The organism is Rahnella sp. PAMC25617 (assembly GCF_050606005.1).
In the GTDB taxonomy this organism is placed as follows: domain Bacteria; phylum Pseudomonadota; class Gammaproteobacteria; order Enterobacterales; family Enterobacteriaceae; genus Rahnella; species Rahnella variigena.
Map to the genome: position 1 here is coordinate 85,627 of NZ_JBOCUM010000008.1, position 25,209 is coordinate 110,835.

The 25,209-nt window shown below is 52.4% G+C and carries 25 protein-coding genes and 2 pseudogenes; 11 read left to right on the forward strand and 16 right to left on the reverse strand.

Annotation, left to right across the window (positions count from 1 at the left end; genetic code table 11):
* Positions 1 to 262 precede the first annotated feature (262 nt).
* The 3 genes from otsB to ACM615_RS11795 are packed head-to-tail and all read left to right on the forward strand — an operon-like array spanning position 263 to position 4,173.
* On the forward strand, positions 263 to 1,072 hold the full coding sequence (otsB, locus tag ACM615_RS11785; protein ID WP_431011985.1) for a trehalose-phosphatase: 810 nt from the start codon (positions 263 to 265) through the stop codon (positions 1,070 to 1,072).
* Positions 1,069 to 2,463 carry an alpha,alpha-trehalose-phosphate synthase gene (gene otsA, locus ACM615_RS11790; RefSeq protein WP_431011941.1) on the forward strand — a complete coding sequence of 465 codons (1,395 nt, stop codon included), beginning with the start codon at positions 1,069 to 1,071 and terminating at the stop codon, positions 2,461 to 2,463. Before otsB ends, otsA begins: the two co-directional genes overlap by 4 nt.
* 54 nt (positions 2,464 to 2,517) lie before the next feature.
* On the forward strand, positions 2,518 to 4,173 hold the full coding sequence (locus ACM615_RS11795) for an alpha,alpha-trehalase (protein ID WP_431011942.1): 1,656 nt from the start codon (positions 2,518 to 2,520) through the stop codon (positions 4,171 to 4,173).
* A 90-nt stretch (positions 4,174 to 4,263) separates the two neighbouring features.
* On the opposite strand, the gene ACM615_RS11800 is transcribed toward ACM615_RS11795, so the two are convergent.
* Positions 4,264 to 5,253: a nitrilase family protein gene (locus ACM615_RS11800; protein ID WP_431011943.1), complete on the reverse strand. Its 990-nt coding sequence runs from the start codon at positions 5,251 to 5,253 to the stop codon at positions 4,264 to 4,266.
* 105 nt (positions 5,254 to 5,358) lie between these two features.
* Between ACM615_RS11800 and ACM615_RS11805 the strand changes: the two genes are divergently transcribed.
* Positions 5,359 to 6,225, forward strand: coding sequence for a LysR substrate-binding domain-containing protein (locus ACM615_RS11805; protein ID WP_431011944.1), 867 nt, complete (start codon positions 5,359 to 5,361; stop codon positions 6,223 to 6,225).
* 27 nt (positions 6,226 to 6,252) lie between these two features.
* Here the strand turns inward: ACM615_RS11805 and ACM615_RS11810 are convergent, their stop codons facing one another.
* On the reverse strand, positions 6,253 to 6,714 hold the full coding sequence (locus ACM615_RS11810) for a GNAT family N-acetyltransferase (protein ID WP_112286647.1): 462 nt from the start codon (positions 6,712 to 6,714) through the stop codon (positions 6,253 to 6,255).
* A gap of 159 nt (positions 6,715 to 6,873) precedes the next feature.
* Here ACM615_RS11810 and ACM615_RS11815 point away from each other — a divergent pair, with 159 nt between their 5' ends.
* Positions 6,874 to 7,254, forward strand: coding sequence for a YebG family protein (locus ACM615_RS11815; protein ID WP_113878192.1), 381 nt, complete (start codon positions 6,874 to 6,876; stop codon positions 7,252 to 7,254).
* Between the two features lie 96 nt (positions 7,255 to 7,350).
* Here ACM615_RS11815 and phoC read toward each other — a convergent pair whose 3' ends face one another.
* Complete coding sequence (gene phoC / locus ACM615_RS11820) at positions 7,351 to 8,088, reverse strand: acid phosphatase PhoC (RefSeq protein WP_112286645.1); 738 nt, start codon at positions 8,086 to 8,088, stop codon at positions 7,351 to 7,353.
* Between the two features lie 253 nt (positions 8,089 to 8,341).
* Between phoC and ACM615_RS11825 the strand changes: the two genes are divergently transcribed.
* Positions 8,342 to 8,764: a GFA family protein gene (locus ACM615_RS11825; protein ID WP_132964184.1), complete on the forward strand. Its 423-nt coding sequence runs from the start codon at positions 8,342 to 8,344 to the stop codon at positions 8,762 to 8,764.
* 28 nt (positions 8,765 to 8,792) lie between these two features.
* A complete protein-coding gene (locus tag ACM615_RS11830) occupies positions 8,793 to 10,187 on the forward strand; it encodes a M24 family metallopeptidase (protein WP_431011945.1) in 1,395 nt (464 codons plus the stop codon).
* A 73-nt stretch (positions 10,188 to 10,260) separates the two neighbouring features.
* Here the strand turns inward: ACM615_RS11830 and arsC are convergent, their stop codons facing one another.
* Both arsC and ACM615_RS11840 read right to left on the reverse strand, forming a co-directional pair.
* On the reverse strand, positions 10,261 to 10,686 hold the full coding sequence (gene arsC, locus ACM615_RS11835; protein ID WP_431011946.1) for a glutaredoxin-dependent arsenate reductase: 426 nt from the start codon (positions 10,684 to 10,686) through the stop codon (positions 10,261 to 10,263).
* Positions 10,687 to 10,697: 11 nt separating this feature from the next.
* Positions 10,698 to 10,820: pseudogene (locus ACM615_RS11840) on the reverse strand (ArsB/NhaD family transporter); the annotation flags it as partial.
* Between ACM615_RS11840 and ACM615_RS11845 the strand changes: the two are divergent.
* Positions 10,812 to 11,156: pseudogene (locus ACM615_RS11845) on the forward strand (recombinase family protein); the annotation flags it as partial. The pseudogenes ACM615_RS11840 and ACM615_RS11845 overlap by 9 nt on opposite strands.
* Before the next feature lie 34 nt (positions 11,157 to 11,190).
* Here ACM615_RS11845 and ACM615_RS11850 read toward each other — a convergent pair.
* Positions 11,191 to 11,976 carry an SDR family oxidoreductase gene (locus ACM615_RS11850; RefSeq protein WP_001572334.1) on the reverse strand — a complete coding sequence of 262 codons (786 nt, stop codon included), beginning with the start codon at positions 11,974 to 11,976 and terminating at the stop codon, positions 11,191 to 11,193.
* A 148-nt stretch (positions 11,977 to 12,124) separates the two neighbouring features.
* Here ACM615_RS11850 and ACM615_RS11855 point away from each other — a divergent pair, with 148 nt between their 5' ends.
* Positions 12,125 to 13,018, forward strand: a complete 894-nt coding sequence (locus ACM615_RS11855) for a LysR family transcriptional regulator (protein ID WP_034950038.1) — start codon at positions 12,125 to 12,127, stop codon at positions 13,016 to 13,018.
* Between the two features lie 34 nt (positions 13,019 to 13,052).
* Here ACM615_RS11855 and ACM615_RS11860 read toward each other — a convergent pair whose 3' ends face one another.
* The 9 genes from ACM615_RS11860 to ACM615_RS11900 form a co-directional block, all read right to left on the reverse strand.
* Positions 13,053 to 14,042: an aldo/keto reductase gene (locus ACM615_RS11860; protein WP_159282784.1), complete on the reverse strand. Its 990-nt coding sequence runs from the start codon at positions 14,040 to 14,042 to the stop codon at positions 13,053 to 13,055.
* 26 nt (positions 14,043 to 14,068) lie between these two features.
* The gene (locus ACM615_RS11865) at positions 14,069 to 14,920 is read right to left on the reverse strand and encodes an aldo/keto reductase (RefSeq protein WP_034950032.1); all 852 of its coding nucleotides are present in this window, start codon (positions 14,918 to 14,920) and stop codon (positions 14,069 to 14,071) included.
* Positions 14,921 to 15,166: 246 nt separating this feature from the next.
* Positions 15,167 to 16,231 (reverse strand): alpha/beta hydrolase, encoded by a 1,065-nt coding sequence (locus tag ACM615_RS11870; RefSeq protein ID WP_034950029.1) that lies wholly within the window; start codon positions 16,229 to 16,231, stop codon positions 15,167 to 15,169.
* Between the two features lie 107 nt (positions 16,232 to 16,338).
* Entirely contained in the window at positions 16,339 to 16,923 is a 585-nt protein-coding gene (locus tag ACM615_RS11875) for a flavodoxin (protein ID WP_431011947.1), read from the reverse strand.
* A 9-nt stretch (positions 16,924 to 16,932) separates the two neighbouring features.
* Positions 16,933 to 17,694 carry a carboxymuconolactone decarboxylase family protein gene (locus tag ACM615_RS11880; protein WP_050881808.1) on the reverse strand — a complete coding sequence of 254 codons (762 nt, stop codon included), beginning with the start codon at positions 17,692 to 17,694 and terminating at the stop codon, positions 16,933 to 16,935.
* A complete protein-coding gene (locus ACM615_RS11885; protein WP_034950021.1) occupies positions 17,672 to 18,151 on the reverse strand; it encodes a (R)-mandelonitrile lyase in 480 nt (159 codons plus the stop codon). Before ACM615_RS11885 ends, ACM615_RS11880 begins: the two co-directional genes overlap by 23 nt.
* 65 nt (positions 18,152 to 18,216) lie before the next feature.
* Positions 18,217 to 19,674 carry a heavy metal sensor histidine kinase gene (locus ACM615_RS11890; protein ID WP_034950019.1) on the reverse strand — a complete coding sequence of 486 codons (1,458 nt, stop codon included), beginning with the start codon at positions 19,672 to 19,674 and terminating at the stop codon, positions 18,217 to 18,219.
* A 15-nt stretch (positions 19,675 to 19,689) separates the two neighbouring features.
* Positions 19,690 to 20,370 carry a heavy metal response regulator transcription factor gene (locus tag ACM615_RS11895; RefSeq protein ID WP_034950016.1) on the reverse strand — a complete coding sequence of 227 codons (681 nt, stop codon included), beginning with the start codon at positions 20,368 to 20,370 and terminating at the stop codon, positions 19,690 to 19,692.
* Between the two features lie 14 nt (positions 20,371 to 20,384).
* Entirely contained in the window at positions 20,385 to 21,551 is a 1,167-nt protein-coding gene (locus ACM615_RS11900; protein ID WP_181955592.1) for an aldo/keto reductase, read from the reverse strand.
* Between the two features lie 250 nt (positions 21,552 to 21,801).
* Here ACM615_RS11900 and ACM615_RS11905 point away from each other — a divergent pair, with 250 nt between their 5' ends.
* Both ACM615_RS11905 and ACM615_RS11910 read left to right on the forward strand, forming a co-directional pair.
* Positions 21,802 to 22,851 carry an alpha/beta hydrolase gene (locus ACM615_RS11905; RefSeq protein ID WP_431011948.1) on the forward strand — a complete coding sequence of 350 codons (1,050 nt, stop codon included), beginning with the start codon at positions 21,802 to 21,804 and terminating at the stop codon, positions 22,849 to 22,851.
* A 259-nt stretch (positions 22,852 to 23,110) separates the two neighbouring features.
* A complete protein-coding gene (locus tag ACM615_RS11910) occupies positions 23,111 to 23,791 on the forward strand; it encodes a nitroreductase (RefSeq protein ID WP_133632139.1) in 681 nt (226 codons plus the stop codon).
* 7 nt (positions 23,792 to 23,798) lie between these two features.
* Here the strand turns inward: ACM615_RS11910 and ACM615_RS11915 are convergent, their stop codons facing one another.
* A complete protein-coding gene (locus ACM615_RS11915) occupies positions 23,799 to 25,001 on the reverse strand; it encodes a multidrug effflux MFS transporter (protein WP_431011949.1) in 1,203 nt (400 codons plus the stop codon).
* Between the last annotated feature and the right edge of the window lie 208 nt (positions 25,002 to 25,209).

The following is a 25,209-nucleotide window of genomic DNA, read 5'->3' on the forward strand; positions in this document are numbered from 1 at the left end:
CCCTGCACCGGCGGGCTTGTGGATAAATCTGATTATCCCGTCGGTGCGCTGATAAGAGACTATATTTGTTAATTCGAAATTGGTCATCGCGAAATAGCTTGCGGTGAAATAGTTCAGAATGAAATAGTTCAGTGCTTAATAGTTAATCGTGAACAAGGTATCAGATACAACTATTACAAAATAAGAAAACGCCCGAGGGTTTTCAGCGCAATGACGCGTTGTGTCGTAACTTATCAGCAGGAGAATGACCTTGACCTCAGAAATTCAGGAAAACACCACCGAAACACCGCTACTCCCGCACCCGGACAGTCAACAATACGCCTTCTTTTTCGATGTCGATGGCACGCTCGCCGAAATCCGCGATGAGCCCGATGCCGTGTCGATTCCGTCCGATGTCCGTCAGCATTTACAGGCGTTGTTTACCGCCTCCTCCGGCGCACTGGCGCTGATTTCAGGCCGGCCGGTTGAACAACTGGACCAGCTGGTTGCACCGTTAATTCTGCCAGCAGCCGGTGTGCACGGTGCAGAAATGCGTGACGGCGAAGGGCAGTTTCACCGCGTGACGTTACCGGCGCAGATGGCGAAAGACGTTGAACAGACGCTCGCCGCCGGTATGGAAAAGCTGCCAGGCACATTACTGGAAGTGAAAGGGATGGCCTTCGCGCTGCATTACCGTCAGGCCATGCTTCATCAGCAGCACGTGCTCGAACTGGCAGAATCTGTGGTAGCAAAACACCCGGAGCTGGTTCTTCAGCCGGGGAAATGCGTGATTGAAATCAAACCCCGCGGTAAAGACAAAGGCGCGGCGATTTATGACTTTATGCAGCAACCGCCGTTTGCCGGACGTCTGCCGATATTTGTCGGCGACGATCTGACCGATGAGAAAGGGTTTGAAGTCGTCAACGCGCTGAACGGAATTTCCGTAAAAGTCGGCGAAGGTTCCAGTCTGGCGAAATACCGTGTTAAACACGTTCGCGATGTTTATCAATGGCTGGAGACGTTACAACGTCACGCCGCATTATCTTCATCTACTACTCATACAAACACACATACAAAGGAGTCACACTCATGAGCCGCCTGGTTGTTGTATCTAACCGTATCGCTATTCCTGACGGGTCGAAGTCCGCAGGCGGGCTGGCCGTTGGGATCCTTGACGCACTGAAAAACACCTCAGGTCTGTGGTTTGGCTGGAATGGCGAAATCAGCGAAATTTCCGGTGAAGATGACGAAGATGAGCTGAGTCTGGTTGAAGATGACGGCATCACGTACGCTTCTGTTCCGCTGGATCAGAACGATTACGACCTGTATTACTGCCAGTTTTCCAATGCCGTGCTCTGGCCCGCGCTTCATTACCGCACCGATCTCGTTGATTTCCAGCGTGAAGCCTGGGACGGCTACTGCCGCGTTAACGATCTGCTGGCGAGAAGATTGCAGCCGCTGATTAAAGAAGACGACATTCTGTGGATCCACGACTACCACCTGCTGCCGTTTGCTGCCGCATTACGCAAGCTGGGTGTGAAAAATCGCATCGGTTTCTTCCTGCATATTCCGTTCCCGACGCCGGAGATTTTCAACGCGGTGCCGACGCATGATGAGCTGATCAAAATGATGAGCGAATACGACCTGCTCGGTTTCCAGACCGAAAGCGATCGTCAGGCGTTTCTCGATAATCTGAGCCAGCTTACCGCGCTGGAACAGACCAGTTCCGGCACCCATCAGGCTTTCGGTAATACCTTTGCCACCGGCGTGTTTCCGATCAGTATTGCGCCAGAAAGTATTAAAGAGATGGCGGAAGGGCCTCTGCCGCCAAAAATGGCCGCCATTGAACGTGAACTGCGTGAAGCGCAGAATATTATTTCCTGCGAGCGCCTCGATTACACCAAAGGGCTGCCGGAGCGTTTTCTGGCCTTTGAAGCGTTGCTGGAAAAATTCCCGCAGCATCGCGGCAAAGTGCGTTATACCCAGATTGCGCCGACGTCGCGTGGCGATGTGCAGGCCTATCAGGAACTGCGTCATCAGCTGGAAACCGAAGTCGGACGCATCAACGGTAAGTACGGCAGCATGAATCAGACGCCGCTGTTCTATCTCAACCAGCATTTCCAGCGCAGTCTGCTGATGAAATTGTTCCGTCTGACCGACGTCGGGCTGGTGACGCCGCTGCGTGACGGCATGAATCTGGTGGCGAAAGAGTATGTCGCGGCGCAGGATCCGGCTGACCCCGGCGTACTGGTGCTTTCGCAATTTGCCGGCGCGGCGAATGAACTCACCTCGGCGCTGATTGTCAATCCTTATGACCGTGATGACGTGGCGGCGGCGCTGGATAAAGCCCTGACCATGCCGCTGGCCGAACGACAGGCGCGGTATAACGACATGATGGCCGTGCTGACTAAAAATGATATCGCAAACTGGGGTGACACCTATTTGCGGGATCTGAACAATCTGACATTGCACGGCGGCAAATAAAACGCTGTTGCAATCGTTATTGAAACCTAAGTCCTCTAACCAAAAGGCTCGCTTATGCTAAATGAGAAACATCAGACGAAGGAGATCGCAGCACTGGAAGGCGAAGAGTTTCGTCTGAGCGAACTCGAGCCAATTGAGCTGATCCTTGACCGGATGATGGACGCCGAGCCGGAACCGGAGATGATCGAAGGCCTGCCGCCTTCCGATGCGCTGACGCCTGCCGACCGATATATGGAACTGTTCACCAGCGTCCAGTCCTCATCGCTTTTTGCCGACAGCAAAACGTTTCCTGACTGTCCGCCAAAAATGGATCCGCTGGATATCCTGCTGCGCTACCGCCGGATAAAAAACCATCCGGGCTTTAATCTGAAACGCTTTGTTGAGGCGCATTTCTGGCTGCCGGAACCGCACGGTGACGAATACGTGTCTGATCCGGGTGATTCGCTGAAAGAGCACATCGATAAACTCTGGCCGGTGCTGACGCGCCAGCCGGAAGACCATGTTTCCTGGTCGTCACTGCTGCCGCTACCGCAGGCTTACGTGGTGCCGGGCGGGCGTTTTGGCGAAACCTACTACTGGGATTCGTATTTCACCATGCTGGGGCTGGCGGAAAGCGGGCGCAACGATTTGCTGCGCACCATGGCCGATAACTTTGCGTGGTTGATCGAGATTTACGGGCATATCCCTAACGGTAACCGCACCTATTATCTCAGCCGTTCGCAGCCGCCGGTCTTTGCGCTGATGGTCGAACTGTTTGAAGAAGATGGTGTGCGCGGTGCGCGTCGTTATCTTGATCATCTCAAAATGGAATATGAATTCTGGATGGATGGTGCGGATTCGCTGGCACCCAATCAGGCTTATCGCCACGTAGTTTGTCTGCCGGATGGCACCTTGCTCAACCGTTACTGGGATGACAGGGACACGCCGCGTGATGAATCCTGGCGCGAAGATGTGGAAACCGCGAAACTCTCCAGTCGTCCCGCTAACGAAGTTTACCGCGATCTGCGTGCCGGTGCGGAATCAGGCTGGGATTATTCCTCGCGCTGGCTGCGTGATGGTCAACGGCTGGCCAGTATCCGCACCACGCAGTTTATTCCGATCGACCTGAACGCGTTTTTATTCAAACTGGAAAGCGCCATCGCCAATATTTCCGGCCTCAACAGTGACCGGGCGACCGAAGCGGAGTTCCGCCAGAAAGCTGAAACCCGCCGTGAAGCCATCAACCGCTATTTGTGGGATGAGACAGAAGGGTGCTTCCGCGATTACGACTGGCACCGTCAGCAGCTGGCACTGTTCTCAGCCGCCAGCGTGGTGCCGTTGTACGTCGGTCTGGCCACGCATCATCAGGCCGTTCGTATTGCTGACGCCGTGCAAACGCGCCTGCTGACCTCCGGCGGACTGATGACCACGGAATACGAAACCGGCGAACAGTGGGATAAACCTAACGGCTGGGCGCCGCTGCAATGGATGGCAATTCAGGGCTTCAAGCTGTATGGCAACGACGCACTCGGCGACCAGATTGCCCGCAGCTGGCTGAAAACGGTAAATCAGTTTTACCAGCAGCATCATAAACTTATCGAGAAATATCACATTTCCGGCAATGCGTCGCGCGAAGGTGGCGGCGGGGAATATCCGCTTCAGGACGGCTTCGGCTGGACCAACGGCGTCGTCCGCCGCCTGATTGGTTTGTACGGCGAAAACTACGACTGATCCGCAACCACATCACCACTCTGCCCCTGCTCCACCAGCCAGTTTCCGAAGGCCTGGTGGAGCAGGGTTTTCTGTACGTCGGACACTGTTTTAGCGTGTTTTCATTCCTGGCAATTCTTCGGAAAAACGCGCCGTAATGGCATCACGTTCGTAGCCCTGACGCTCCGTCAGAATGCGGTAAAGATCCGGACGGCGGCCTGCCATCCAGCGCCTGCCGGTACTCATCGGAATAAGCGAAAGATCCAGTTCTGCACTCACCATCGCGTCTGCCGCCGCCCAGGTTTCTTCGACGATGCGGCCGTACGGGTCGATGATCATCGCGTTACCGGTGCGGACTTCATCATCGTCTGCACCCACACCATTGCTGAACAAAATAAACATGCCGTTATCGTGCGCCCGCGACGGCAGCCAGCGCATCAGCCACTCACGGCCACTGGCACCTTTAAAGGCTTCGGTGATTTCCTCCGGTCGTGTGGCGCGCTGCTCCCATAATTCCAGCGCAACGGGCTTCATGCCGTGCGGGCTGCGGGAATTTGTGCCACCGGTCTGATGCGGTGCCAGTAAAATATCTGCCCCCAGCAGTGCTGTTGCACGGGCGTTTTCCACCAGATTGTTATCCCAGCAGATAAGGATACCGACCTTCACGCCCCAGGGCGTATCAAACACCGTATACGCATCACCGCAGCTCATGGAAGGATGTTCAAAGGCGTGCATTTTGCGGTGCGTATGCAGTGAACCGTCCGGCATACAGGCGGCATAGGCGTTATAAAGACGACCGTCATCTCCGCGTTCAATAAAACCGGCACCAATAAGCATCTGATGTTTCACGGCCAGTTTGCGGATAAGGCGCACAGACGAACCAGTTTCGACGGATTCGGCCAGCGCCGCCACACCGTCGTTATCCAGTTTCGGCACATGCCAGTAGCCGGTGATACACATTTCCGGGAACGCCAGAATTTGTACGCCGTTAATCGCCGCCTGCTGGATAAAACCCTCCATCATCATCAGATTATATTTTTTGTTTCCGGCCTGATGCTGAAACTGAACTACCGCCGTTTTAATCGATGCCGACATTGTCATTCTCCGTAACGTTAAGGTTTAGGGTTCACGCTGGTATTAAAGCAATGCGGCTGATAACTTTATAATGAAGTATTTTCTGGTTCTGATAACTAAACGGAATGCAAAATGAATACGCGTTTGCTCAAAGCTTTCGTCACGCTGGCGCAGGCAGGGAATTATGCAGCGGCGGCTAACACGCTTTCTATCTCGCAGCCGGCGCTGACCAAGCAGATCAGTTTGCTGGAATCCCGCCTTAACGTGATGCTGTTTGATCGCGGACGCCATGGCACCACGCTTACGCCGGGAGGGCGACGACTTTTGCCCGAAGCGGAGAAGGTGCTGCGTCAGATGACGGCCTTTATGCAGCACGCCGGTCAGGTGGAAAAGGGCGGTGAAGGGTTGCTGGCGGCGGGATTCGGCCTGTCGGCGTTTACCTTTGCGCCGCAATGCATCGCCAGGTTCAGGGCAGCGTATCCCGGTGTGGATATCACGCTGGAAGATCTGCCTTCTGCCGTGCAATACGACATGCTGCAAAGCGGGAAATTGCAGATTGGTTTTGTGCGTGTGCCACCGGCTGCACCGCTGAGTTATCACGCCTTGTTTGAAGATGAACTGGTGTGTGTGGTGCCTGCTGACGACGGAACGACGGTCGCAGGCTGGCTGAAACAGAAACCGCTGCTACGTTTATACCCCGATCGCGGGCGGGGGCTGAACGCACAAACTGACCGCTTTCTGGATGAAAACCAGTTGCACACGCCTTTCGTACAGCAGTCCGAAGATATCCAGACGATTGTCGCGCTGGTTGTCGCCGGTGTTGGTGTCGCGCTGCTGCCCAATAGTGTCATGCATATTGCGCCGCCAGGACTGAAGACGCTGCCGCTGAGTGGCAAAGCCACCCGCTGGCAGGTCGGGATCGCATGGGATCCGCGCAGAGAGGATTTAATCCGCGATAATTTTGTGCGGATGGTGACTGAAATGACGGATGCTGGCTAAAACCCTCGAATCCTTCACTAGCCTTGATCAGTCTTTCTTCAGATAAAGCCCCGGACGGGTGATCACCCAGGTGTAATTGGGCTCGTTCACCGGCGTATAGCCAAACTTCTCATACAGCCAGGGTGCCGTTGAGGTAAACAGCGCCATTCTGCGCAGCCGGGCGGTGACCGGATGCGACTGAACACATTCAATCAGCCATGCTCCCAGATTTTTCCCCTGATATTCCTCTAACACATACACATCGCACAGATAGGCAAAGGTGGCGTAATCAGTAATGAAACGTGCGTAACCGATTTGTTTTTCATCGTCGAACAAGCTGAAATTGAGGCTGTTTTCCGCGCCATCGCGCACCGTTTGCTCGTCAATTCCCGGCGCCCAGCTGGAGCGGGTCAGATAGGCGTGGACGGCAGGAATATCCAGCTGGCTAATGTCGGTGGTTATCCGGTAAGCGTCTTTGCTCCAGTTGCAGACTTCTTTCACATTTGTCACGGAATCCTCACAAGTACGTTATAAAACGGGTTATTTTCTACCTTAGCGGTTATCTGGAAGAAATTCACGCCTGCGCCGCACTATAAAAAACAGGCTGGATGATGTATCCTGCATTGATTATTGGTATGCTGTATATAATTACAGTATAAGGAGCGAATCATGGCTGTTGAAACAAAGTTTGTTGTCGTCAGAAAAGGTGAAGAAAAAATGACATTTGCCAATAAGAAAGAAGCGGACGCTTACGACAAAATGCTCGATATGGCAGATGCTTTTACTGACTGGTTGTTGCAGAGCGAACTGGAGATCGATGAATCGCTGGCAGAAAACATTGCCCTTCGCCTGGCTGAGCAAAAAGATACCGTCCAGCACATCCTGCGTACCAGCAAGCTGCCGGAAGAAGAAACCGTGAAAGCCCCTGTCGCGCAGACGGAAGAACTGGCAGTGACTGAAGCTGAAACTGAAGAGACCGCGGAAGAAAACACCGAAGAAACCGTAGCAGCGCCAGCTCCTAAAAAGACGCGTGCGGTTAAAGCGGCCTGAATCGCTTTCTGCTCTCCGTAAAAAAACCGGCTTATCAGGCCGGTTTTTTTGTTTTTTATAAGCGATATTTGAAAATAAAAATTTTCTGAAAGACGCTTATTTGTGTTGTTTCGCGAACTCTTCTTTAGCTTTCTTCAGTTGCTGCTGGAAAGCGTCGTTGGTGTGCAGCGTTGCTACAACCGCAGAGCCGACGATACGCGCTGCATCCACATCACTCTGCCAGTGGTATCCGCAAATCACGCGGCTCTGGCCTAAATCATAACCACGCTGCAGGATCTGATCCTGACGTTGCGGGTTGATTTCAGTCAGCACTAACGCCGTTGCCCAGCCAATAGACGTATGACCTGAAGGATAAGAGCCGTTCTTCGAAAGCTTATCCTGCTCGGTGGTGTTACAGGTCGGGACGCCGTAGAAGGCAAACGGGCGGATACGCATGTACTTCTCTTTCGCGCCACGCGTCGCCAGATCTCCGGCATCTTCAATCATATTGGTCAGCAGCTTGTGCAGTTCCGGCGTGTCTTTGGCGGTGATCGGTGATCCAAACGCACCGGAGAAGGCATTCGCCACACCGCCTCCGCTCAGGTTCGCATCTTCAGCAGCCTGCTTGCCGCGCTCGGTTGAACGCAGCAGACGGCCTTGCTCATACATCGCCTGGTCATTGAGGAACGCAATGCTGCCCACAGCCGGTGGCGGTGGCAGCAAAGTCAGGCTGTTGATGGCCTGGTCATTCTTTAAATAGTAGAGATCCGGTTTGGTGGTGGCATCGTTGCCGGTCAGGGCAAACGCATTAAATGATACAAGTCCCGCGAGGCAAAAAGTGGTCAGTCTTTTCATGTTAGCTTCCTTACGTGCAGCTATTTTATTTTCATTACGGAATCATTTCCGTAACATTTCCTAACATCGGGTAGTAAAACAAAATAGGTGACAGAAAGTTGGTATGAGATCTCAAAACGAGAAATTGATAGCGGGCGTGAATGTTTTACGGCTAAAAAATGGGCTTTTTAAGGGAAAGCTGTAATCAGCGGCGAAATTTGGTACAACATTTTCTCGGCCAACCCGACCGCTCATCCCAAAGAGGGAGATTGCTATGCCAGATAAATTGTCCGCTCAATGCCATTGTGGTGCCGTCACGTTCAAGGTCGCACTGACCGACGGTTTTAACGGCGTGCTGCGCTGCAACTGTTCATTTTGCCGTATGCGCGGCGCGGTCGTCGCCACTGCCGGTGAAGTTGAAATCACGCAAGGCACGGATAAGCTGACGGAATATCGCTTTAACAGCGGTGAGGCCGCGCATTTCTTCTGTTCGGTTTGCGGTATTTATACCTTCCATCAGCGTCGCTCCAATCCCGAATTTTATGGCGTCAATGTCGCCTGCATCGAAGGTGTGTCGCCCTTCGATTTCTCACCTATCCCGGTCAGCGATGGCATCAACCATCCGAAAGACGGCGGGAAGGGCGGCGTGGCGGGCTACGTTATTTATGAACCCAACATTTCTGAATCTGACTCCTGATAATGATTTCTACGCATAAGGAAACGCAATGAATTCTGATACTGCCTACACACTGGCCACTGTCCCGGCACCGGCCACTTACCCTAAGGTGCCCACGCCGGTGCTGTCTGATGAAACCATGAAAGCCCGCCTGAACAATGTTCTGAGCGCCATGCAGCAACAAGGCTTATCGTCGCTGGTGATTTACGCCGATAAAGAACACGGCGGCAATTTCGAATACCTTTCTGGTTTTATCCCACGTTTTGAAGAAGCTTTGCTGGTGGTAAGCAGTAACGGCGAGATGACCTACATAATGGGTAACGAGAATCTCAAACTGGTGCCGCATGCCCGCAACGGAGGAGCTTGTCTGCACGCGCCGGTGTTTTCCCTGCCCAATCAGCCGATGAAACATCATCAGCCGCTGCAAAATCTGCTGGCAATGGCGGGCGTGACAGCGTCACAAACCACCGGCGTCGCGGGCTGGAAATTGTTCCGTATCGATCCGCAAACAGATCAATACAGCTTTGATATTCCGGCGTTTATTCTGGATGCGGTGCGCAGTGCTGCCGGTGGAAAAGAGAATGTGGTGAATGCCACCGGCCTGTTTATCGCACCGGAAAATGGCGCACGGTGCATTAATAATGCCAATGAAGTTGCATTTTATGAGTACGGTGCAAATCTGGCGTCATCCAGCCTGATGGCCGCACTGGACGCGATTGCTCCCGGTAAATCTGAGAAGGAAATCGGTCAGTTGCTGGCAGGCGACGGTCAGCAAAACAATGTCATCATAATCGCCGCGACCGGCGACCGGTTTGCTCATGCGAACCTTTATCCCTCGGACAAAATCATCCGTCACGGTGATAAATTTTCACTGACCGTCGGCTATAAAGGGGGATTATCGAGTCGTGCCGCGTACGTCGTTGCCAGTGAGGAAGAGTTGCCGCAGGACGTCGCTGACTGGCTGCCGCGTCTGGCGATCCCTTATTATCATACGGTGGTCACCTGGCTGGAGAATCTGCATATCGGTATGCGCGGTGGCGATGTATACCGCCTGGTGGAAAAAACGCTTGAGCAGAAAACCTGGAACTGGCATCTCAATCCGGGGCATCTGGTGGCCGATGAGGAATGGCTGTGTTCGCCGGTTTATCCGGATTCTAACGTGCCGCTGGCGAGCGGAATGCTGTTCCAGATAGATATTATTCCCTCGCTGCCGGGTTACGGAGGCAGCAGCATTGAAGATACCGTTGCGCTGGCGGATGAAGCGTTGCGCCGCGAACTGGAAAGTCAGTATCCGCAGGTCTGGCAACGGATGGTGGCGCGCAAAAAATATCTGGCGGACGTGCTGAACATTCAGGTTTCTGACGATGTGATTTTGCTGTCGAACACCGTGGGTTATCTGCGCCCGTTCCTGCTTGATAAAACACGTGCGCTGGTGAAGGCATAGAAGGAAGGGGAGGCAATGTGCCTCCCTTCAAAATGATGGCAAACATGAAAAACTGAGCCATTGCCGTAACCGGTTATTTAATCTTTTTACCCTGACCATCCACAACCTGTTCACCGTCTTCTTTGGTAAACGCGCAACGTTGAGTATCAGGCAAAATGTCCAGCACCACTTCAGACGGGCGGCACAGTCGGGTTCCCAGCGGTGTCACCACGATCGGACGATTAATCAGAATGGGATGCTGCAACATAAAACTCATCAGCTGATCGCCGGTGAAGACATCCTCAGCCAGTCCGAGTTGCTCATAAGGCTCAACGTTCTTACGCAGCAACTGCCGCGGGGTAATACCCATATCTGCAAGCAACGTAGCCAGTTCCTCACGGGATGGCGGCGTTTCCAGATACAGAATAACGGTGGGTTCAGTGCCGCTGTTGCGGATCATTTCCAGCGTATTACGAGACGTACCGCATGCCGGGTTGTGATAGATAGTGATCATGCTCATAGGGTATCTCATTAGAAAGTGAAAGATAGCCGCAACGCCAACGCGGCAAGCGTAACGAACAGCACCGGAATAGTCATCACCATGCCCACCCGCAAGTAATATCCCCAGGTGATTTTGATATTTTTCTGCGACAAACGGTAGAACAACTGGCTGATTCCGATATTCGTGTCCACTGCTTAGCTTTGGGTGGAGTAGATCTCACCAGCCCCGCGGGGAAAATGACCATGCAGGTTATTTCTGCCGTGGCAGAATTTGAACGGGACCTACTGCTTGAACGCACACATTCAGGTATTGCGCGGGCAAAAGCGGCAGGGAAACGTTTTGGCCGTCCCTCTGCCCTGAACGAAGAACAAAAACAGGTCGTTATTGAGCGTATTAATTTAGGCTTAAGCATCAGCGCCATTGCCCGAGAGTTTAGTACTACCCGTCAAACCATACTTCGGGTAAAAGCCGGATCTAAACTGCCATAAGACTGGTCTCTATTTGACCAAGTTGTCAAAGGCGTTAGATTGATTTTACCTGTATTGAAAACAGATTTAGCTCGTTAATAATGCACTCAGGTTCTTCACTGAAAGGCATGTTGTTCAAATCTAAAACGCCATCATTTTTTTGAGGGTTATCTGCCTGTAAGTCCGTAAAGAGAGGTGTAAAATCCAGTTGTGCCTCCCCTCGCTCAGCGACCAGCTCAAACGTTTTATTTGTGGCTGCATCGTTACTCAACGCACTGACCAGAACCTGGGCGATTTGTTTTCTGGATATCACACCATCCTCCGGCGTTCCTGCATGGTGTCGATCCCCCTGGAGCATAACGATTCTGTGCTCATCATCATTGTTGTAGTCAAACCAGCCGGGCCTGACGATGGTATAGGGATGGCCACTCGCCCTGACCAGACGTTCGGCACGTCTTTTCCAGTCATGAACCTCAGTGCGTTGATTCCAGGTGCTGAGCCGTTCAGTCACGCCAATCGTGGTCATTAAGCCGATGCGTACAGACGTATCCCTGAATAGTCGTAAAATGTTACGTACACCACCGTAATCTATCGCTCTGGCCCCAATACGCCCCTGGCCATCGGAACCGAGAGTGAAGATGATGGCATCAATATCTTTCGGCAAATCGGTAAGTGTTTCAGGCATTGAAACATCGCCGTAAAAAACATCCGTTCCACGCGGAAGTAATTTTACTTTCCGTTTATTTCTGACCAGCGCCACGGGCTGATGGCCTATTTCGATAGTGGTATTCACGACATGAAGACCAATACTTCCGGTCGCGCCTGCAATGAGTATTTTCATGATAAACCCTCTGATAATTCAGACTTATTTTCTCTACAGTCAGAATATCAATTATCATTATTGTCAGTAATGGGGCTAAAATGATTGTGTCTATGAACACCCTTCATGAGTGCGCGTTGAAGGGAATGTCTCCATAAGGAAATCGCCGATGCTCAAAGAAAACTTCAACGAACTGCAAATCTTTCTTGTGGTAGCGAGGGAGCGAAGTTTTACCAAAGCAGCGGGTAAACTGGGGGTTTCTCAGTCTGCACTCAGCCACGCGATGAAGGCCCTGGAGGAACGGCTAAATATCCGACTTCTGACCCGCACTACCCGAAGCGTTGCCCCCACAGAAGCCGGTGAGAGAATTATCGCCTGCCTTGAACCCCGTATTGCCGATCTTGAGCAGGAGCTGGAATCGCTTGTTCAACTGAACGGCACTGCCTCCGGCAATATCCGTTTATCTGCCGGGGAGCATGCAGCGCGAAGTCTGGTATGGCCTAAGCTAAAGCCCTTTCTCAGGGAATACCCGGAAATTAATCTCGAACTGGTGGTTGATAACGGTTTTGTCGATATTGTTGAGGGGCGTTTTGATGCCGGGATCCGCCTGGGCGAAAGCGTAGATAAGGATATGATCGCGGTGAGGATTGGACCGGAAATGCGCATGGCAGTGGTGGGAGCACCGTCCTATTTTGCCGCTAACCCCGTACCAGAAACACCGCACGAGCTACAAACCCATCGGTGTATCAATATGCGCCTGCCGACTGCCGGTGGTCTTTACCACTGGGAGTTTGAGAAGAATGGGAAACCGTTACGGGTCAGAGTGGAAGGACAGGTAACGTTTAATCTGCAGGCGGAAAGGATTGATGCGGCTTTATCCGGTTTTGGCATCGCCTGTATACCTGAAGACAGGGTGCAGGATTATATAAAGTCAGGAGAGCTTATTCAGGTTCTGCAGGACTGGTGTCCGTCTTTCCCCGGATATTATCTTTACTACCCCAGCCGTAAGCAGCATCCGCCCGCTTTTGCGCTGATGATCGATGCCCTTCGCTACTCAGAATAACGGGTCCGCCAATCGCAGCGGACCCGTCGGGGCATTAACGGCCAGTGCGAGCCTGATGCTCAGGAGAGTAACGTTCGCCGACGACTTTAATCGTTTCAAGCGCCTGGGTTATCTGCCGTGAGTCATCCTGCGAAAGAATGATGTCGGCAGCCCCCAGGTTTTCTTCCAGCCGGTGTAGTTTGGTGGTACCAGGGATAGGAACAATCCACGGTTTTTGTGCCAGCAACCATGCCAGCGCAATTTGCGCAGACGTCACGCCTTTCTCTGCTGCCAGTTCACCCAGTAATGAGACCAGCTTTTCATTGGCTTCAATCGCCTGTTCTGCGAAACGCGGCACGGTGCTGCGGTAATCATCCTTGCCAAACGTTGTTCCTGGTTTAATCGCTCCCGTCAGGAAGCCTTTGCCTAATGGGCTGAAGGGCACAAAACCAATACCCAGCTCTTCCAGTAGCGGCAGGATTTCCTGCTCAGGCTCGCGCCACCACATGGAATATTCGCTTTGCAGCGCAGTGACCGGTTGTACAGCATGCGCACGACGAATGGTTTGCGCACCCGCTTCGGACAGACCGAAATGTTTAACTTTGCCTTCCGCGATCAGGTCTTTCACTGCACCCGCAACATCTTCAATGGGGACATCCGGGTCGACACGATGTTGATACAGCAGATCAATGACATCAGTCTTAAGGCGGCGTAATGATCCTTCCACAGCTTCACGGATATGCTCCGGACGGCTGTTTAAAATCTGCTGCTTATTGTCATCGCCAAAGGTAAAACCAAACTTGGTGGCAATGACCACACGGTCACGAAACGGTTTTAAGGCTTCACCGACAACCTCTTCATTAAGTAAGGGGCCATACAATTCCGCTGTATCGAAAAAAGTAACTCCACGTTCAACTGCTGTACGAATAAGTTCTATAGCCTGACGGGTATCTGTTGCAGGGCCGTAGGCATGGCTGAGCCCCATGCAACCGAGTCCCAGAGCGGACACTTCTAGCCCAGATTTACCTAAAAAGCGCTTTTGCATTGAATGAATACCTCTTTTATCGCGGCTTAAACATCAAGTTTGCGGCCAGTCAGCCATTCCACCATCGCCGGGTCTCGGTGTGAGAAGAAGGCACTGGTTGCGGTGTCGAGGGCAGCAATCTGCAGCATATCCTCAGAACTGAGTCTAAAATCGAGAATGTCGATGTTCTCTGCCATGCGCTCTTTCCGCACCGATTTCGCCAGTGAAACGATGCCCCGCTGGAAGATCCAGCGCAGTACCACCTGGCCCACACTTTTGCCGTACTTCTGACCAATTGCCGTTAATACGGGATGCTGGAACAGACCATTTTTACCTTCAGCAAACGGTGCCCAGGCTTCCGGCTGAATGCCACGGCTTTGATTCCATGGAACCGCATGCAACTGCTGGTTGAAGGGGTTAACTTCAATCTGGTTTACCGCAGGGGCCACTTTGTTGAAGGCGATAAGGTCGGCCAGTCGGTCAGGATGGAAGTTGCTGACGCCAATGGCGCGAATTTTGCCTGCCTGTTGCAGTTCTTCCATAGCACGCCAGGCTCCATGGACATCGCCGTAAGGCTGGTGAATCAGATACAGGTCAACGTAATCAAGTTGCAGCCGATTCAGGGAGCGTTCGAACTGTGCTTTAGCACCTTCGTAATTGGTATCCTGGAGCCAAAGTTTGGTCGTTACAAAGAGTTCGTTACGTGCGATACCAGTCTGTTTCAGTGCGTTCCCGACCTGGGTTTCATTCTGGTAGGACGCTGCGGTATCGATCAGGCGGTATCCTGTATCGATAGCGTCAATCACGGCTCTTTCGCATTCGGCGGCATCCGTCATCTGGAAGACACCAAAGCCCAGAAGGGGCATTTCTATACCGTTGTTCAGTTTTACAGTTTGCATGACGTTATCCTTCAGCTGTTGTGTAGGAAAAGCATAACGCAAAGTTATTTATTCTATTAGAGGGGGTAATTAACTAGGGTTTATTAGATGTATTCATTAATCTTTGGAGGGCTGACGCTCTGTTTTGTGAGCAAAGCAAACCGCCATATTCAACACTTTTTTTCGGCAGGATTAGGCCACTTTATTTTTTATAAAGATGATGTTTGTATTGAGCCTTCAATAATGAAGACTCAATACTGGCTCTTCCTATTGCAGGTCTTTTTCCTTCAGGAATTTACTCACCAAATCGGCAATCTGCACATTATTGAGGTCAGAGAACGGGAAGTGGGTATTCCCATTGATCCCCACTTCAGGCAGATGCGTCACAGTCACATCCCCGCCATGCTTGTTCACCACATCACGCCAGTCGCGAGCCATCGCCAGACGTACGCGCCAGCTGTCCTGCGCGGGCATGGCGACAGGTTTATCCGGTATGTTATCGCCGTAAATAATCAGAATCGGGATTTTGGTCAGAGCCATAAACTGCTCCATCGGAACAGGTTCACCCTTCAGCGTGTCGAACGCGCTTGGCATAGGGGCTGGGAGTTCTTTTTCCGGGAAGACAAAGCTGCTGCCAGGCTCGAAGGCGACAATGGCTTTGACCTTGTCGTTTTTCATCGCCGTGTACCAGCCTGGTCCGCCCCCCTGAGAGTGGGTGAAGAGGATAGCCGGGCCGGATTTATCCACCACTGCGGACATCGCATCAGAGATAACATTGATATCAAACGGCCCGGTGTTCGGGGTCATCTGACGGAAATACTGGTTCAACGCTTCTTTGTCGTGAGAGAACTGAACGTCTTTAAAATACTCTGGCCACACGCCAACTCGGAACTGGTTAAACCACATTTGTTCATCCGGTTTAGGCGTAACAGTACCTTCTACCGTCGTGCGCCCGGCGCTGCCCCGGCGTGGCTGATCGACAAGATAGGTTGAGAACCCACGACGCAGGAATATGTTCTGGAAACCTTCGCGACCATCCGGGGTGCTTTCCCAGGTACGGGAGAACTGACCTGCGCCGTGCAGCATGACAATAGGGTATTTATGCGGATTCTCGGGAATTTGGTAGAAAACAGACGCATGATCGCCATGGTAGGTTTGGCCAGCAGAGTCCAGCGGCTTTTTCGCGTCAAATGTTCCTGGTGCGGTGATGATAGTGCCGCCAGCAGAAAAGCTTCCTTGTTCCTGAATGACCAGCGGCTCGGCATAGACCGACTGAGCCACCAGGCCACCCGCCATTACGCAGATGGCCAGCGTTTTTAAGATTGTCTTCAAGATTACATCCTCTGTTATGTTTGCCGTTCAATCATATCTGAGTTGTCAGCGTTAATTATTTAGCACCCCTGATTGCCTTTATTTGGCAGACTCATGAATGCGGACGATTAACTGCGTATTGTCTCTAACCAACTGGTGACCGTTTCAGTGGTTCTTCGTTCCTGGTCGCATTCAATAACCAGCGGTTTTTCCCTACGCGCAGTTGGGGCGAGACGGGCAAGGATGTCGTCGCTGTCTCCATTACCGTAGCCACCGTGGGTAATGAAGGGGATGAGTAATTTGCCCGCAAGGTTGTGGCTGCTGAGAAATGTTTGCACTACAGGCGGCACGCTGGTCCCCCAGATCGGAAAGCCTAAATACAGGGTCTCGTAGCGTGAGATATCTGCGACGCTATTTTTTAATGCGGGTTTTACTCCCCGCTCACGCTCATTTTTCGCCTGTTCAACGGTCTGAAAATAGTCTTCTGGATAAGGCGTAGCCGGTTCGATTTCAAACAGATCGGTATTCAGGCTGCGGTGAATGACGCCCGCAATGACTCGTGTATTTCCGCTGCGGGAAAAGTACGCAACCAGAACACGGCTTTTACCCTGCACTTTTGTGGTTCCGGTCGCAGCTGATGCCAAAGAAATGTTCGCCAGCGTGAGCCCGGCAAGTGCGGTGATTAACATTCTGCGGTTGGGATCATGCTCCATAACCCACTCCTAATTGTTTGCGAGCGCCTGTTGCAGCGCCTTTTCAGCTCGCGTTGCTGCATCACTTTCGCCATGTTCACGCAGAACCTGTGCCAGCTGGCGCAGCTGCGCTGCCGTCAGGCCGACCCGCATGCTTGCTCGTGTATGCGATAGCAACTGGGCTTCAACGCCTGGTGTGGCCGCTAATGCGCCAACCGTTGCCAGCTCGCGGCTTTGCCAGTCGAGGTTATCGCGGGCGAAAATGTCGCCGAAAAGATGCGTTTGCAGGAACTGGTTAATCACTGGGGCAAAATCAAACAGCGGTCCCTGGACGGCAGCGCCTGAGATTTTTGTCTGGTTTGCGGTACCGACACGGCGAAGTTCATCTCCGACAGGGATCGGGGCAACCGGTTCTTTACCCTCAACGTCTTTGATACCACGTTGTTTACGTGCTTCGACGACCTTCATCAGTTCACTAAGCGCATTCAGGCTACGGGGGAAGCCCGTATAGGCATAAAGCTGGACGAGAATCTCTTTGGTTTCGTTTATCGTGAGCCCTGCGTCAAGACCCTGATTCAGCGCTGCATTCAGCTTATCCATCTGACTGCTGGCCATCGATGCCGCTATCAACGGGATGGACTGTTGGCTGGCTGACAGCGTATCTGAGACCGTTTGTTCGTGGTTCATTTCTGAGGCTCCTTTATTGACGGGCGCAGCAAGTGCCGCGAGACCAAAACCAAAGGTCAGCAGCACCGCTGCCGCTAATGCCTTAATGGGCGTGGTATTGTTCATCTGTCACTTTCTCCATCCAGTTAACGCTTTTGCCATCTACAATCCCGGTTATCGCCAGATGCGTCATCGCGCTGCCGGGTGCCGCCCCGTGCCAGTGTTTGATCCCCGCCGGGCAAGAGACAACGTCACCGGCGCGGATAACCTGCACCGGCTGGCCTTCTTGTTGGGTGAGCCCAACACCCGAGGTCACAATCAGCCGCTGACCTGCCGGATGCGTATGCCAGGCGGAACGAGCGCCGGGTTCAAAGGTGACATAAGCCCCAGAAACACGGATGTCGTTATCCGGTTTGAAGAGAGGATCAACCCTGACGCGACCGGTAAAGTTCTCGGCTGGCCCGAACACCGCATTCTGACTTCCTGCGGGGGCGATATGGACAGCAGGATTTTGCTCCGCAGCCCAGGATGAAAAGGTGAAGAAGGGCAGTAACAGCCCGAGGTAACGTAAATGTCCGATCATGCAAAGCGTCCTTATCAATGAAGAGGGGGATTGCCTGCGATGATTTTATCGAGGGGGTGATGACGTCAGGCTGACGCCCCCCTGACAATTCTGTCAGTTAACCCTGGTCCCGGCTCAGTGTCGGAGTGAGCATTACCCGCCGCTTTATCCGCTTGTATCGCAAAGGTGAGGCCAAATGTATTGATGCCACCTTCGCTACGGGCAAAGACATCTCCCCGGTGCATAATGGCAACGGCACGTACGATCGACAGGCCCAGCCCATGATGGGTATCACTCCTAGCCCGGGAGGTGTCAACGCGATAGAACCGCTCGAAAAGCCGGTGTAAGTGCTCTGGCGATATCGGTTCGCCAAGGTTTGAAACTTCAACACAGGCCTGATGACCGGTTTCGCTTAACCGTACCGTAACCGTGCTGTTGGAGGGGGAATGTCTTGCGCTATTTTCCAGTAAATTAGCCAGTGAGCGGTGGAACAGTCGCCGGTCGATGTGCGCGGTGACGTCGCCCTCAACATCCATAGAGAGCTGTTTTTCAGCAAAAGAGGGTTCAACATAATCCGCTGTTTTCAGGGTTTCTTCCCGCAGGGACACTTGGGTAAGCTGGGACGCATGCTCACCCGCATGGGCATGGGACAGGAACAGCATGTCGTTTACGATCGACGTCATACGTTCAAGCTCTTCCAGATTAGAACCCAGTAACTCTTCCAGTTCATCTTGTGAACGTCGGCGTGAGAGCCCCAGTTGTGTCTGACCAATCAGGTTAGTCAGCGGTGTACGGAGTTCATGCGCAACATCGGCATTAAAGCTTTCGAGCTGCCTCCAGGCGACCTCTTGCCGTTCCAGCACGCCATTAAAAGATGATGCTAACTGCTGTAATTCGTCAGGTAATGCTTCGGTATTCAGGCGCTGACCAGAGTCCCCGGGAGCGAGTTGCTGGGCCTGTTTACTGAGCGCCCCAACGGGACGAAGACCGATCCTTGATACGATGTATCCCAGCAAGGCGACAATCACGACGCCCAGTGCAGTAATGATCAGCAGTGTACGCGTGAACGCATCGAGCGTGCCCATGTACGGCGTGGAGTCGATGGCAACCACATAGCGCAGCTCAGGTCTTTCTCCGTTCGCGGGGATGGTTTTGACTAACAGAAACAGCGAGCATGCGCCTTCCGATGCACCGGGCACTTTATTAAAGCCCTCCTGCAAAGAAGACCACTGTACACCCACCGGTGGTGTTCCCCCCATGCTGAAGCGTGGGTTATCACTCACAATCCAGTAGCGAACGCGCTCACCTTCAGAATTGGTTAACACGGTGAATTTATTGGCAAGCAGTGACCAGCCGTCCGCCGAGGTTCGTGCGGTGATCCACGGACTCATCAATGATTCCCGGAACAGCAGTTCGTTATGCATCTGCTTTTGCAAAGAGTCATGTAAGGAGCTTCTGAGCAGGATGCCGATAACGGAGACAATCAGCAGCGCGGATAAGGCAAACATCAGCGCCAGGTGGACGGAGATGGAACGCTTAGGCATGCTTATCCCCTTCATTTATGCGGACCGGACTTCGAGGACATACCCCATGCCACGAACGGTATGCAGTAGTTTGATATCGAACGGGGCATCCACCTTGGCTCGAAGTCGTTTAATGGCGACTTCAACCACGTTGGCATCGCTGTCAAAATTCATGTCCCATATCTGCTCCGCAATCATCATTTTTGACAAAATCTCCCCCTGATGCCGGGCCAGAAGGCTTAACAGGGAAAACTCTTTTGCGGTCAGTTCCAGTCGCGTTCCGTCGCGAAATACCCGGCGAGCCAGTAAGTCGAGATGCAGGTCGTGAATTTGCAGCTGGGTGATGTCTGCGCCATCCGTAGCGCGGCGACGCACCAGCGCCTGAATACGCGCCACAAGTTCAATAAGGGAAAAGGGCTTGGGCAGATAATCATCCGCGCCAAGACGAAGTCCTTTAACGCGCTCGTCGACTGATCCCCGTGCAGAGAGCATCAGCACCGGCGTCTGTTTGGCTGCCCGCACACCCTCAAGTACCCGGTAGCCGTCCATCCCCGGCAACATCACGTCCAGTATTATCGCGTCGTAGTCGAACTCCAGCGCGTAATGAAGACCTTCAGCGCCATCCGCAGAGACATCGACCGTAAACCCGGACTCACTCAACGCACGGTTGAGATAGGTTGACGTTTTTTCTTCATCTTCGACTAACAACAGGCGCATAACGGGACATCCTCTTAACTTTTCAATGGTGCTTCAACATCGGAATACACCTGAACAGCATCCGGCAGACGTTGCCCCTGGATAGTGATGGCATCCAGTGAGCGGGTGAGCTCGGTCATCTCTATGGCTGTCAGCGACACGCCAGTAGCTGTTGTGTTTTGCAGCATATGGTCTTTATTGGTGGTGCCAGGGATGGGAACAATCCAGGGTTTACGCGCCAGGAGCCATGCCAGTGCAATCTGTCCCGGTGCGGCATTTTTTCGTATTGCCCAGGATTTCAGTAGTTCAACCAGCTGTAAGTTGTGTGGCAAGTTTTCAGGCGAGAAACGCGTTTCTGTCGCGCGGAAATCACCGGCAGCGAACCGGGTATTCTCATCAATCCAGCCCGTTAAAAATTGCACGCCGAGTGGGCTCCATGGCACGAACCCAATGCCCAGCTCTTCACACACCGGAAATACCTGCTTTTCAGGGCCACGCCAGAGCATGGAGTATTCACTTTGTACGGCGGTAACGGGTAATGCTGCATGAGCGCGTCTCAACGTGTTGATGCCCATTTCAGACAGACCCCAGTGCAGGACTTTCCCTTGATCCATTAAATCTTTCACCACACCGGCGACATCTTCGATCGGGATCTGTGGATCAACCCGGTGTTGATACAGTAAGTCGATACGATCGGTACGCAGGCGTTTGAGCATATTGTCGACGACCTGCCTGATATGCTCAGGTCTGCTGTTAAGGCCCGGCAGACGCTTACCCGTCTGTTGGTCAATGTTCCAGCCAAACTTAGTGGCGATAACGATTTTGTCCCTGAACGGGGCGACGCCTTCCCCGAGAATTTTTTCGACTTCAAACGGGCCGTAGGCTTCAGCAGCGTCAAAGAACGTTACCCCTTCATCAAATGCCCGGTGGATAACATTGATCATCTCGGGACGCCAGGGAACGGAGGTGTCGTATTTACGACTCATGTTCTGCACGCCCAGACCGACGGCAGAAACTTCCAGCTTCCCGAGTTTACGCTTGCCCGGAGCAGCATTGCGTTGGCTGGGTTGTCTGGATGAATCGACCTGAGAGGATTGGCTCGCCGCTGATACGTGCGGAATCAGCGAGGCGGCGGCAATACCGGCCCCGGCGACTAATAGCTTGCGCCGCTCTGGCATTGTTGGGGCATTCTGGCTTTTCATTGATCGCTCCGTTTCTCAGAAAATTGAACATGAATCTCATTTAAGCGAGACCATTCTGCCTCCTGATTGCCAACATAAAGCTGACAGTTACCTGACAGCGTTGTCAGAAACACTTACCCATCTCAGTCCCTTTCCTGACGAAAATGTTATTTCCCCGTCACGATGCTGACAGCCCTCTCTGACTACTCTGAGCCTGCAAATTTGATTCCGCGAGCCTGCATAACCAGGCCAACACTCATCGGGAGAGACCATGAAATTTACGCTTATCAGTGCAATGCTAATCACGGCAATGGCCGGAGCCACCTCAGTCAATGCGGCTGATTACAAAAAAAATCCATTCACACTCGTCTATGACGATGCCATTACTGAGAATGTCAAAGGCAAGGTCAACATTCATCCGGTGAAATACGATCTGCATGGCATCCAGATTGCGGCGAATGTCTATACCCCTGCTGACTACGATCCCGCCAAAAAATACCCTGCGGTGGTGGTTGCACATCCGAATGGCGGCGTAAAAGAGCAGGTCGCGGGTTTGTATGCCCAGCGTCTTGCCGAACAGGGCTACATCACGATTACCGCCGACGCGGCTTATCAGGGCGCCAGCGGTGGGATGCCTCGCAGCGTGGATAAACCGGCTAACCGTATTGAGGATGTCCACGGCATGGCTGACTACATCAGCCAGTATCCTGGCGTAGATACCGCACGCCTTGGTCTGCTGGGCATTTGCGGTGGCGGCGGTTATTCACTCGTTGCTGCCGAAACTGACAAGCGGTTCAAATCGATAGCCACCATCAGCATGTTTAATTCAGGCCTTGTGCGCCGCAACGGTATGCAGGATTCACAGCTGGATACTGTCCAGAAGCGTCTTCAGCAGGCTTCTGACGCACGTGCTCAGGAAGCCGCCGGAGGAGAAGTGCTTTACTCTGGTGATGCCAACCTGACTGATGAACAGATTGCTAAATTACCTTTTTCCTTGTATCGCCAGGGCTACGAGTATTACTGGAAAACCCACGCCCATCCGAACTCTACGTTTAAATACACTACAGGCAGCCTGTTAGACTTGATGAGCTTTGACGTAACGGACCATATCAATCTCATCAATAAACCGCTGCTGATGATTGCCGGTACAAAAGCGGATACGCTCTATATGACTGAAGATGCGTTCGCGAAAGCCACAGGTACGAAGGACAAAGAACTCTTCCTGATCGATGGCGCTACCCATATCGAGACGTATTGGGTGCCAAAATACGTTGACCAGGCAATGCAAAAGTTAGACGTCTTCTTCGATAAGAATATTTAGTTAGCCTCCAACGACGCCCCAGCCGCGCAGGCTGGGGTGTGTCCATCAGCTGTAGCCACTTTCCGCTTGCGTGTTCACACGATAGACCCAGATTAACGAAGTTGCGGTTAAAGATAATTACGCTGCTTAAATAGGCGCTATGAATGGAATTCATAGACCTAATCTGGAACCGGGAATGAAAACGATGAGCCTGATGTGACAGGATGGCTCGGGAGAGAGTGAATCATTCACTTAAAATTACTTTCAGGCGGAGAAGCAAATGAGTACGCAAGAGCCAACATTTAGTGAGGTAGTAAAAAACAGGTACTCGGCAAGAGCCTTTCTTCCATCTCCCATCCCCAGCGATATCCTCAAAGACATTTTGCTCGAAGCGCAATGCGCACCATCCAACTGCAATACTCAACCCTGGTCCCTGCATATCGTTGCAGGAGATAAACTTCGTGAATTAAGCCACGCACTGACGGAAGATCTGAGGGCTGGAAACTACAGCCTTGATTTTACGTTTGATAAAGAAGCTTATCCCGAGCCATTCAGGCAACGGGCTTCGGAACAGGGGCGCTCGTACTATCAGGCACTGGGCGTTGCGCGGGGGGATAACTTAAGTCGCTCAGAAGTTGTCGAGCGTAATGTGAGATTTTTCGGCGCGCCTCATGTTGCCCTGCTGTTCATTCCTGCTGTAGGGGACAACGTTCGCGTAGCCTCGGACGCCGGTATGTATGCGCAGACATTCCTGCTTTCTCTGGCAGCTCGCGGTTACGCAGGCGTTCCACAGGCAGTGCTGAGTTATTTTGCCCAAACGGTGCGTCGAATATTAAATGTTCCTGAGGGCTTCAGGCTGCTTTACGGTATTTCTTTTGGGATCCCAGATGAAACGCATCCCTCCCTAAGTTACAGGGAAGGGCGGGTATCTCTGGACGAAAGTGTCGTCTGGCATCAATAACGACGTTTTATTTTTTTAGCTGAACGGTCAATGCCATCAGGGCGCTGGCTGCTGTAAACAACGCAATTATCCATCCCATCGTCCATGGTGTGCCATCACTGAACAGGGCAAGAAGAAGTGAAGAGATGATGCCGCTGCCGTATTGTAATGCCCCCATTAGCGCCGATGCGGAGCCAGCCACATTTGGCACTGCATCTAATGCGCAAGCCGTGGATGTCGCCGCGATGATGCCATTCATGGAGAAGAATACGAACACAGCGCCGACAATCACGGTAATTCCACCTACACCCATGCCGGTGGTGACCGCCAGCACTATTGCGGCAATAGTGGCGATGAATACGGCATTCCTGAGCAACGCTTCCAGTGGATAGCGGTGAACCAGACGTCTGTTGACCATACTCACAGCCATTAATCCCACAATGTTTACTGCAAACAGCCAACCGTAGTGCTGCGGATCAACGCCGAAGTACGTGATGTACACAAACGGGGAACCGGTGATAAAGGCGTAGGCTGCAACGTAGTAGAACGTCAGGCATAGCGTAAACCGCATGTATTTAGCGTTAGTTAGCAAAGCATAGTAGTTTTGAAAGGCTCTGGTTACGGAGGCTTGCGAGCGTTTTTCAGCAGGTAATGTTTCGGGTAACCAGAATAAAGACATCAGCATTAATGTTCCGATAATCGCCAGCAGCCAGAAAATGGCATGCCACGAGGTGACTTTAATTATCTGCCCGCCGATCAGGGGCCCGGCAATCGGCGCGATAGCCATGATGATCATCAGAGTCGAAAGCATTTGTGCTGCACGAGTACGACTAAACAAGTCACGGATCATTGCTCGAGCCAGCATCGGCCCGGTACAGGCACCTAACGCCTGAAAAACACGCCAGAAGACAATTTGCACGATATCCGTTGATAACGCGCAGCCCACCGAACCGATGATGAATAGACCTAAACCGATAAACAGCGGCAGTCGACGCCCATAACGATCGCTAATCGGCCCCCAAATCAGTTGTGCAACGCAAAAGCCGATAAGGAACCCTGTGATTGTCAGCTCTGCATCACCCTGTAAATCTTTCGCCATGACGGGCATAGCCGGAAGATAAATGTCGGTTGATAAAGAGGTAACAGCCATCAGGGCGCTGAGTATGAGCAGAAACGAGAGACCGGTTTTTTTAGCTGTAGCTGACTGTGTTTGTGCCTGTTGATTAAGCATGGGGATCCGTTGGACATGAAGAGATAAGGGGCATGTTAACGGGTTTGTTCATGCGGATAATCACAGGTGGGATGATAGGGACTATGAATGACATTCATTAATATTGTGAATTGCGATGGTAGTGAAAGAATGTTTTGAACAGGCGCTTATCTTAGTGCCTTAAAGGGAGGTATCGTTTCCGTTTCAGGATCGATTTGTGTTTGCAGAC

Coding starts and splice junctions, on each gene's coding strand:
- ACM615_RS11825 (WP_132964184.1), top strand. CDS start 8,342: ATGCCAGATAAATTGTCCGCTCAATGCCATTGTGGTGCCGTCACGTTC.
- ACM615_RS11875 (WP_431011947.1), bottom strand. CDS start 16,923: ATGGAGCATGATCCCAACCGCAGAATGTTAATCACCGCACTTGCCGGG.
- ACM615_RS11795 (WP_431011942.1), top strand. CDS start 2,518: ATGCTAAATGAGAAACATCAGACGAAGGAGATCGCAGCACTGGAAGGC.
- ACM615_RS11900 (WP_181955592.1), bottom strand. CDS start 21,551: ATGAAAAGCCAGAATGCCCCAACAATGCCAGAGCGGCGCAAGCTATTA.
- ACM615_RS11830 (WP_431011945.1), top strand. CDS start 8,793: ATGAATTCTGATACTGCCTACACACTGGCCACTGTCCCGGCACCGGCC.
- arsC (WP_431011946.1), bottom strand. CDS start 10,686: ATGAGCATGATCACTATCTATCACAACCCGGCATGCGGTACGTCTCGT.
- ACM615_RS11890 (WP_034950019.1), bottom strand. CDS start 19,674: ATGCCTAAGCGTTCCATCTCCGTCCACCTGGCGCTGATGTTTGCCTTA.
- ACM615_RS11885 (WP_034950021.1), bottom strand. CDS start 18,151: ATGATCGGACATTTACGTTACCTCGGGCTGTTACTGCCCTTCTTCACC.
- ACM615_RS11860 (WP_159282784.1), bottom strand. CDS start 14,042: ATGCAAAAGCGCTTTTTAGGTAAATCTGGGCTAGAAGTGTCCGCTCTG.
- ACM615_RS11805 (WP_431011944.1), top strand. CDS start 5,359: ATGAATACGCGTTTGCTCAAAGCTTTCGTCACGCTGGCGCAGGCAGGG.
- otsA (WP_431011941.1), top strand. CDS start 1,069: ATGAGCCGCCTGGTTGTTGTATCTAACCGTATCGCTATTCCTGACGGG.
- ACM615_RS11880 (WP_050881808.1), bottom strand. CDS start 17,694: ATGAACAATACCACGCCCATTAAGGCATTAGCGGCAGCGGTGCTGCTG.
- ACM615_RS11895 (WP_034950016.1), bottom strand. CDS start 20,370: ATGCGCCTGTTGTTAGTCGAAGATGAAGAAAAAACGTCAACCTATCTC.
- phoC (WP_112286645.1), bottom strand. CDS start 8,088: ATGAAAAGACTGACCACTTTTTGCCTCGCGGGACTTGTATCATTTAAT.
- ACM615_RS11915 (WP_431011949.1), bottom strand. CDS start 25,001: ATGCTTAATCAACAGGCACAAACACAGTCAGCTACAGCTAAAAAAACC.
- ACM615_RS11850 (WP_001572334.1), bottom strand. CDS start 11,976: ATGAAAATACTCATTGCAGGCGCGACCGGAAGTATTGGTCTTCATGTC.
- ACM615_RS11855 (WP_034950038.1), top strand. CDS start 12,125: ATGCTCAAAGAAAACTTCAACGAACTGCAAATCTTTCTTGTGGTAGCG.
- ACM615_RS11865 (WP_034950032.1), bottom strand. CDS start 14,920: ATGCAAACTGTAAAACTGAACAACGGTATAGAAATGCCCCTTCTGGGC.
- ACM615_RS11815 (WP_113878192.1), top strand. CDS start 6,874: ATGGCTGTTGAAACAAAGTTTGTTGTCGTCAGAAAAGGTGAAGAAAAA.
- ACM615_RS11905 (WP_431011948.1), top strand. CDS start 21,802: ATGAAATTTACGCTTATCAGTGCAATGCTAATCACGGCAATGGCCGGA.
- ACM615_RS11800 (WP_431011943.1), bottom strand. CDS start 5,253: ATGACAATGTCGGCATCGATTAAAACGGCGGTAGTTCAGTTTCAGCAT.
- ACM615_RS11910 (WP_133632139.1), top strand. CDS start 23,111: ATGAGTACGCAAGAGCCAACATTTAGTGAGGTAGTAAAAAACAGGTAC.